The organism is Butyricicoccus pullicaecorum DSM 23266 (genome assembly GCF_900167005.1).
Lineage (GTDB): Bacteria > Bacillota > Clostridia > Oscillospirales > Butyricicoccaceae > Butyricicoccus > Butyricicoccus pullicaecorum.
Genome location: NZ_FUXW01000010.1, coordinates 66,810 through 75,562 on the forward strand (window position 1 = coordinate 66,810; position 8,753 = coordinate 75,562).

An 8,753-nucleotide genomic window follows, 5' to 3' on the forward strand; every position below is an offset into this window, starting at 1 on the left:
TAAAACACAGAATAGGGCGCGCGCGGACTAGAACAGCGGTGTGCATTCGGCGGGAGATGAAACATAGAAAAGCTTGACAGAGGTACCTCGGACGTGAGAGAATATAGGAACAATCCATGCTTTCCGCCGGAAAAAATCCGGACGGTTTGTCCGTCCGCACACGGTTTTTGACCGGCTGAAAGTACGTACCCAGGAGGGCAAAAATGGAAATGAATATACATGATTTTGTCCCGTCACTGGAGTTTCTTTACGACGCGGTTGCAGACAGTATTATGGGATATTTGTACCTGGCCGACATCAGGAGTGACCGCATTTGTATCTCGGAAAAAGCAAGGCAGGATTTCGGCTTTTCCGAGCGTGTGATCGAGAACGCACGTGAAACCTGGCTTGCGCGTATCCACCCGCGTGACCGGGGCCGGATCGACGAGTCCATTTCGCAGCTGTACTGCGGACACAAGCAGACCTTTGACGACGAATTTCAGATGCGTGCGACATCGGGACGGTATTTTTGGGTGCGTGCGCGCGGACGGATCTACCAGCCGCCCGGTATGGACAAGCCCACCCACGTTATCGGCATTCTGGAGAACCTCGAGCAGGACGGCGAGGTCGACCGCGTGACCGGTCTGCACACGAGTGACCGCTGCCGCCGGGTGGTCGAGTCGCTGATCGCGCACGGACAGGCGCAGCAGTGCGGCATTCTGCTCTTTAACATCGACGATTTTACCCGCATCAATATGCTGTACTCGCACGCGTTCGGCGATATGGTATTGCGCACAGTCATTCAGGAATTGCAGGCACTTCTGCCCGAGGGCGCCGACCTGTACCGCCTCAACGGCGACCAGTTCCTCGTATTGTGCCGCGCGTGCAATCATGCCAAGATGCGCGAGCTGTTCGAGTGTTTGCAGGAGTACGTCCGCCACCCGCGCAGCCTGGACGGCATCAGCTACCAGTTCAGCATTTCGGGCGGCGTGGCGATGTTTGCCGACAGCGGGCCTGATTGGGCAGGTCTGCTGCGCAACGCGGTACTTGCCATGCGTCAGGCCAAGAAGAGCGGCAAGAACCGACTCAAAATCTTCTGCCCGTCCATGCTGCCAAGCACTTTGCACGAGCAAAAACTGATTCAGGAACTCAGCCAGAGCGTCGCCCGCGGATTTGAGGGCTTTTATCTGGTGTACCAGCCCATTTGCACGGCAGATTCGCTGCGTTTGGTGGGTGCAGAAGCGCTTTTGCGCTACGAAAGCCCGGAATTCGGACGCATTCGACCGGACAGCTTCGTTCCCTTGCTCGAGCGCGAGGGACTGATGAGTGACGTGGGCATGTGGGCATTCCGACAGGCGGTTTCGGTGTGCAAGACTTGGGTCGAGCAGCTGCCCGAATTTACCATGAACGTCAACGTCTCGCTCTACCAGTCGCTCGGCGACGGATTCAGTCAGCGCGTGTTCCAGACGTTAAACGAGATCGGTCTGCCGCCCGAGCATCTGGTGCTCGAGCTGACCGAGAGCTGTTTCGCCGACGAGGAGAGCGGTGTCGCACAGACGCTGTCCACCCTGCGTGCGGGCGGTATCCGGCTGGCAATCGACGACTTCGGCACCGGATATTCCTCTCTCGGACGCTTGCAGCAGCTGCCGAGCGATATCGTCAAGATCGACCGCTCGTTTATCACATCCATTCACAACAACAGCTACAACTACAACTTCGTCAAGGCGGTCATTGCCCTGTGCCACAACGCCGGCTTGCGCGTGTGCGTTGAGGGCATCGAGACGCAGGACGAGCTGCGCACGGTCAACAACCTGTACGCCGACACCTGTCAGGGCTATTACACGTCCAAACCGCTGGACGCGGACACCTTTGCTCGCGAGCTGATCGCCCACCCCGACTGTTTCGCGCCCCGTTCGGCGCGGGCGGATAAGCAGGAGCGCAATAATACCATGCTCAGCGACAGCGATCTGCTGCGCACGATGATGAACGCAACGCCGCTCAGCATTAACGTGTGGAATGAAAAATTCGAGAATATGGCGTGCAATACCGCGGTGGTCGAGCTGTTCGACCTGCGCGACGAGGGCGAATATCTGGAACGCTTCTTTGAGCTGTCCCCACCCTGCCAGCCCGATGGCCGTCCGTCCTCCGAGGTCGCATACGAGAAGATTTCCCAGGCGTTCCGCGAGGGACGCACGGTCTTCCCGTGGATGCATCAAAAGCTGGACGGTACACCCATTCCGGCAGAGATTACGCTCGTTCGGATGCCGTATCAAAAAGGGTACATTGTGGCAGGATATACCCGCGACCTGCGCCCACAGGAAAATTCATCCAAAACCGAATAAGCAAGACAGGATGCGGTCAGCCGATTGTATCCTGTTTTTTTATGCCTTCTATGCCGACGCTTGCGCTGTCCGATCACTATTTAACAAAATCCACATTGTGTTAAATAAAATCCTGTCACCCTGCACAAAAACACAGAAAGACCGCTGTGCATTTTGCACTTTGTCCGTGGGGCTTGCCTGAATTTAACATATTGTAGTATACTGTTTGATAAAGAAAGGATGGGATAGATGAAGACCGTTCAGCCGATCCGCGACCATGCCAAGATCGACGCGATGAAAAAAGCCCTGCTGTGCAAGAGCGAACGCAACTATTTTTTGTTCGTCCTGGGCATCAATGTAGGTATGCGCATCAGCGACCTGCTGCCGCTGCGCATCGGTGACCTGATGGGCACCCATCTGGTCGTGCAGGAAAAAAAGACCGGAAAGCGCAAGCGCTTTTTTATCAATAACCAGCTGCGCCGCGAGATCGAGCAGTATGCCATCGGGCGCGCGCCCGAGGAATACGTCTTTCCCAGCCGCAAGGGCGGGCACATCAGCCGCATTCAGGCGTACTATATTTTAAACGACGCCGCACGCGAGGTCGGTCTGGATAACATCGGCACGCACACCCTGCGCAAAACCTTCGGATACTTCCATTACAAGCGATACAAGGACGTGGCGCTGCTCCAGCAGCTCTTCAACCACGCGTCGCCGTCCATCACCCTGCGCTATATCGGTATTACGCAGGACGAAATCGACGACACCTTAGCCGACTTCTTCCTCTGACCGCACCGAGACACAAAAAACCACCCGATTGGGTGGTTTTTTGTCTGATAGGTAATAGTGAATAGTGAAGAGTGAATAGGTAAGAAGTAAAAAACAAGAACACTTATTCACTATTCACTTTTACTTCTTCCTTCAAATTGCCGGGATTTATGCGCGTGTTTCATGTCGTACATCTGCGAGTCCGCGCGCTGAATGATCGTGTCCAGCGTGTCATTGGGCTGGCGCAGCGCAATACCGTAGCTGAACGCCATCGGCATGTTTGCCTCGGTTTGGGCGAGCGCTTCACTGATCGATTCCAGACGCTGACGGGCGGAATCCCGGGTCATATTGTGGAATAACAGGATGAATTCATCCCCGCCGAAGCGGAACAGCGCGTCCTCATCCTTACGGCAGGCGTGCTGCAGGAGCTGGGACACGGTCAGAATGTACTGATCGCCCTGATTGTGCCCCTGCACGTCGTTGACCTGTTTGAGTCCATCCAAATCGATCAGGCACAGCGCAAAGGGTGTGTCCTGTTCCAGCCAGTGGGTCAGTGTCTGCTGTGCCGCGCGGCGGTTGGGCAGACCGGTCAGAGCGTCCTGATTGGAAGCCGCGGCGAGCTGGGCTTCTTGCACCTGCCGGAAGGCAAGCGCCTTTTGCAGAGTTGTGTTTTGCAGATGCAGGTGGTCAAGGTAGCTCAGGCGGGCGGCGTAGCGCAGCGACCAGTACAGACCGAGCAGGGCAAACAGGCAGGATGCCAGACTCCACAGCTTGGGCAGCGGGGAATAGTCGAGCCGCAAGTACAAGAGCAGGTGCAGGGTCAGCGACACGAACAGCACCACCATAATCCAGAGCAAAAACGGCAGATGCCGCCGCAGGCGCAGAATGCGCGCGAGCGATGCGGCATAGCGGCTGCCAGACAGCCAGCGCAGTCCAAGACCGGTCAGCATGAAGCCGACGACCGCCGAGGACACGCGCAGGAAGTCAAACGGGGAAAAACTGGCCAGCGGAATGCGCAGAACCAGTGAAAAGGCTGCGCGCAGGAGCAGATTGACCGCCATCCCGCACAGGATGCACAGCAGGGTGAGAAAGAATGCGCCCAGCTTGTCCGATGGGAACAGGATGAGAAATTCAATGGACAGGATAATCAGGAATAAAATCCAGTTGGCAATCAGCTCGAGTTCCAGTGCGGCGACCAGACAGAGCACGGAAAAATTGATGGGAAAGACGATGGTCGAGGACAGACGGTTCACCGACCGCGGGGTCAGAACGGTATAGCCGATTTTGAGCGCACCGCCGCAGTAAATATAGTAAGAGATGGCCGTGCACAGGAGAAAGATCAAATTGTCATGCATGATCCGACCGTCCTTTCCGCTCTTTTTTGCGGGTGTACATGCGCTGGTCTGCGCATTCGAGCAGGGTGTGCACGTCGCGCGCCTCGGTCGAGTCCGAAGTACCGAAGCTGAACAGCAGTGCTTCCTCGCCCTGTTCGATCTCGCGTCCGATCTCCTCCATACGCTGGTCGGCCATCACGCGGTCGCATCCGGGCAAAATGAGCACAAATTCATCGCCGCCGATGCGTGCGAGTGCGTCCGAGGGTCGAATATGGTGGTGCATCTGGTCGACAAAGCTGCAAAGGTAGTGGTCACCCTGCTGGTGGCCGTGGGTGTCGTTGATATGCTTGAGGCGGTCGAGATCGAAATAGACCACCGCGAACAGCGTGTGCCGTTCGAGCAGCGTGCCGATGTACTGGAAGGCGTAGACACGGGAAAACGCGCCGGTCAGCTCGTCGTGATAAGTACTGTGGCGCAGGATGCGCAGACGGCTGTCTGCCTGGGCAAGCGAACGGCTGAGTTCACTGTTCGAGTGTTCGGCGTCGCTGGTCAGCGAGATATAATAGATGTTGACCAGATAGCCCACCAGCAGAAAGATCAAAAGCAGGTTGGAGCCGAGCAGAAAGGCCGGAATGAGCAGATGGGTGGGGTCGAGGTCGCACAGGATACTCTGCGCAAAGAGATAGATGACGCTGAGAATGGTAAAGTGCTTGAAAAAGCGAAAATCTTTGATCTGTCCGTGATCGAGAATGGAGCGGTACTGCGGCAGGAAAAGCCGGTTTAAGAGCTTTACCAGCAGGCCGAAGCCCAGCGCAATGCAGATACTGAACACGCGCGAGGTCTGCATGGAAAGAATCTCGTCCAGACTGCGATCGGAATGCAGTGCAAAAATGCTGATCAGGCACAGGTGCACCGCGACCATCTGCACGAAACGCACGATAAAGGTTTCAAATGGCGTGGTGCGTGACAGACGGCACACCATACTCTGTGCAAACTGACAGACGAAAATCAACCCGTAAAACAGAGACAGCGAGAAATAATGCGGGGAAAACAGCAGAAAGGTCTGTGCGGCGACGGACAAAAACTGAATCAAAATCAGAGAGAGCGGACGGGTGGTCAGCGTGTCCATCCGCGACAAAAAGTACAGATGATACAGGTTTTCCGCCAGATTACATACAACAAATAATAAAATCAGGGTCGGCGCGGTATCACTCATGGGTTCCTCCGAATGATTGATCGTGCGGCGCATACGCCGGAATTATTTTTTTTCATTATATCAGATGCAAACTTTGGGGGAAAGTTTCAGTTTCAATAAATTTCACAAAATTTTCAGTGAATTTTGTAACACATACACAGATATTTTGCGATATAACCAAAAACCGACCCGCAGGTCTAGTAAAATTGCCGAGAGCGGCGGATTTGTATATAAATTCATGCGCAAATTTTCTGCAAATTGTGACACGCTCTGATAAAATGACGGTTTATGCGTGCAAAAAATACAAGAAATGGCAAAAATGGGATTGAGAGCGCGGTGAAATAGGTGTATAATCATTCGGTAAGTTTAAAGTTTTCGGAAAAGGGGGAAACCTGCGTATGAGTTATACGCGCATTTGGATCACAGGCTCGTCCGGCCGTCTGGGCTCGGCGCTGTGCCGCCTGCTGACCAATATCGAATACCGCATCCTGCCGAGCGATCTGGACGTGCCGATCGGCGACAGCGAAGCGGTCAACCACTTTGCAGACGTCAATCATCCCGATGTCATCATCAACTGCGCCGGTCTGACCGACGTGCAGAAGTGCGAGGCCTCGCCCGAGGAAGCGTACAAGGCAAACGCACTCGGCGCGCGCAATCTGGCCATTGCTGCCCGCCGCATTGATGCAAAGCTCATTCAGATATCGACCGACGACGTGTTCGAGGGCACGAGCAACAAGCCGCTGCACGAGTTTTTGGAGCCGCACCCGGTTACGATCTACGGCAAGAGCAAGTATGCGGGCGAGCGTCTGGTACGCGAGCTGACCGACAAGCATGTCATCGTGCGCTCGTCGTGGATTTACGGTGCAGGTGCAAATGATTTCCTGCATCAGGTCCTGGAAGCGGGCAAGAAGGGGGAGCCGATTCAGGTTGCCGGCGACGAGATTTCGTCCCCGACCAGTGCCGACGCGCTGGCCGGTTTCATCCAGAAACTGATCGAATCGCGTGAGTACGGCGTGTACCACGCATCCTGCACCGGTGCGTGCACCCGTGCCGAGTTTGCACGTGAGATTCTGCGCCTGAGCGGCTACGACGAAAATCTGGTGCAGACCACGGTCGCAGGCGAGACCATGCGCCCGCGCTTTACGCTGCTTGACAATATGATGATGCGCATGACCGGCCTGTACGAGATGCCCGACTGGAAGACCGCACTGACCGATTATTTCGGTAAGAAGGGGGCGCGGTGATGGCTAAGACAGAGAAGAAAAAGATCGGCCTGACAACGCGTATCTTTATTTCGCTGCTGCTGGGCGCGATTCTGGGCGTTTTCCTGCACTACTGCGTACTGCCCAATGACGCCGTACAGAATATTCTGGTCGACGGCGTGTTCTATGTGGTCGGACAGGGCTTCCTGCGTCTCATGCAGATGCTGGTCGTACCGCTGGTTCTGTGCTCGCTCATCTGCGGCGCGTCCGCGATCGGCGATACCAAGACGCTTGGTAAAGTCGGCGTGCGCACGGTCGTCTTCTATATTATTACCACCGCGCTTGCGGTCGCGGTTGCGCTGATCGTTGCCCGCATCATTAACCCCGGTGTTGGCATGGATCTGAATACGCTGGAAGTGGCTGAGACTCAGATCGCAACCACCCAGACGTCCATGGTAGACACGCTGCTCGATATCATCCCCAAAAACCCGATTGAGTCGCTGGCAACCGGCAACATGTTGCAGATCATCGTCTTTGCCATCATCGTCGGCATCATTCTGGCCAAGCTGGGCGACAAGACCCAGATCGTGCACAACCTGTTCCAGCAGGGCAATGATATTATGATGGAAATGACCATGATGGTCATGTCTCTGGCGCCGATCGGCGTTTTCTGTCTGATCGCGCGTACCTTCTCGGGCATGGGCTTCGACGCATTCCAGCCGCTCATTAAATATATGTTTGCGGTTATGCTGGCGCTGGTCATCCAGTGCCTGGGCGTTTATCAGATTCTGCTCAAGGTATTCACCGGACTCAATCCCATCCGTTTTATCAAGAAGTTCCTGCCGGTCATGGGCTTTGCGTTCTCGACCGCGACCTCGAATGCGACCATCCCGCTGTCTATCGATACGCTGGAACGCAAGATGGGCGTATCGCGCCGCATTTCGTCCTTTACCATCCCGCTGGGCGCGACCATCAATATGGATGGTACGTCCATCATGCAGGGCGTAGCGGTTGTGTTCATCGCGCAGGCTTACGGCATCGCGCTGACCCCGATGGACTACTTGACCGTTATTGCGACCGCGACCCTGGCGTCGATCGGTACGGCTGGCGTTCCGTCGGTTGGTCTGGTCACCCTGTCTATGGTTCTGACCTCGGTCGGCCTGCCCATCGAAGGCATCGGCTTTATTATGGGTATCGACCGTATTCTGGATATGTCGCGTACTGCGGTCAACATTACCGGTGACGCAGTTTGCACGACCATCGTTGCAAACCAGAATCAGGCACTCGATAAGGAAGTATTTAATAAGAAGGAAGCAGAGCTGGAAGCGTAAGGCTTTGCGCTGCATGGAGAAGTCGGTCTTTGACCGACTTCTTTTTTGCACAAAAAAAGAAGTCAAATTTTGTAAAAAAAGATTGACAACGGTCGGCTGCGGTGGTATCCTATACAAGCTGTCTCCGAGAGGCGGCCTCCACAACGAAAGAAGCGTCACGACGATTTGAAACTTTTTGAATAATGGGTCAAGAAAGTAGAAAAAAGTTGTTGACACGGGCTTTCAGCTGTGGTATTATAAATAAGCTGACCACACGGGCAGCGAAACCGGACGAAAAGTTTGGAAAAGTTCAGATTTAGCGATTCGGAGCGCGAAAAACTTCGAAAAAAGTTAAAAAAGAGCTTGACAAACGAAAGCGAGTCTGGTAAAATAAATAAGCACTTCACCGAAAGGTGAGCGCTTAAAAAAACTTTAGCGGTTGGTACCTTGGTCAATTTCCTGATGAAATTGACACGCGGTACAAAAAATCGCTGAAGGCAAAGATTTTTTGTACCTTGTAAATTAAACAACGAAATGCTTGAAATACGAACCTGAAATTCCTTTTGGGATTACCCAGAAGTAAGTCGGTGGAAGTCGTAAATCCACTAAAAATAAAACGACAAACGTCAGACTCTAAAGTCGATTAA

The 8,753-nt window shown here is 54.2% G+C and carries 6 protein-coding genes; 4 read left to right on the forward strand and 2 right to left on the reverse strand.

Features of this window, described 5'->3' with window-relative positions:
• Nucleotides 1–203 precede the first annotated feature (203 nt).
• Together B5D52_RS12710 and B5D52_RS12715 are read left to right on the forward strand one after the other, a co-directional pair.
• Nucleotides 204–2,321 carry a putative bifunctional diguanylate cyclase/phosphodiesterase gene (locus B5D52_RS12710; RefSeq protein WP_016149273.1) on the forward strand — a complete coding sequence of 706 codons (2,118 nt, stop codon included), beginning with the start codon at nt 204–206 and terminating at the stop codon, nt 2,319–2,321.
• 228 nt (nt 2,322–2,549) lie between these two features.
• The gene (locus tag B5D52_RS12715; protein WP_016149274.1) at nt 2,550–3,086 is read left to right on the forward strand and encodes a site-specific integrase; all 537 of its coding nucleotides are present in this window, start codon (nt 2,550–2,552) and stop codon (nt 3,084–3,086) included.
• A 110-nt stretch (nt 3,087–3,196) separates the two neighbouring features.
• Here the strand turns inward: B5D52_RS12715 and B5D52_RS12720 are convergent, their stop codons facing one another.
• Nucleotides 3,197–4,420 (reverse strand): GGDEF domain-containing protein, encoded by a 1,224-nt coding sequence (locus tag B5D52_RS12720; RefSeq protein ID WP_016149275.1) that lies wholly within the window; start codon nt 4,418–4,420, stop codon nt 3,197–3,199.
• Complete coding sequence (locus B5D52_RS12725; protein ID WP_016149276.1) at nt 4,413–5,615, reverse strand: GGDEF domain-containing protein; 1,203 nt, start codon at nt 5,613–5,615, stop codon at nt 4,413–4,415. Before B5D52_RS12725 ends, B5D52_RS12720 begins: the two co-directional genes overlap by 8 nt.
• A gap of 377 nt (nt 5,616–5,992) precedes the next feature.
• Here B5D52_RS12725 and rfbD point away from each other — a divergent pair, with 377 nt between their 5' ends.
• Together rfbD and B5D52_RS12735 are read left to right on the forward strand one after the other, a co-directional pair.
• A complete protein-coding gene (gene rfbD / locus B5D52_RS12730) occupies nt 5,993–6,838 on the forward strand; it encodes a dTDP-4-dehydrorhamnose reductase (protein WP_016149277.1) in 846 nt (281 codons plus the stop codon).
• The gene (locus B5D52_RS12735) at nt 6,838–8,127 is read left to right on the forward strand and encodes a dicarboxylate/amino acid:cation symporter (protein ID WP_016149278.1); all 1,290 of its coding nucleotides are present in this window, start codon (nt 6,838–6,840) and stop codon (nt 8,125–8,127) included. The genes rfbD and B5D52_RS12735 overlap by 1 nt, the downstream gene beginning before the upstream one ends.
• Nucleotides 8,128–8,753: the final 626 nt, after the last annotated feature.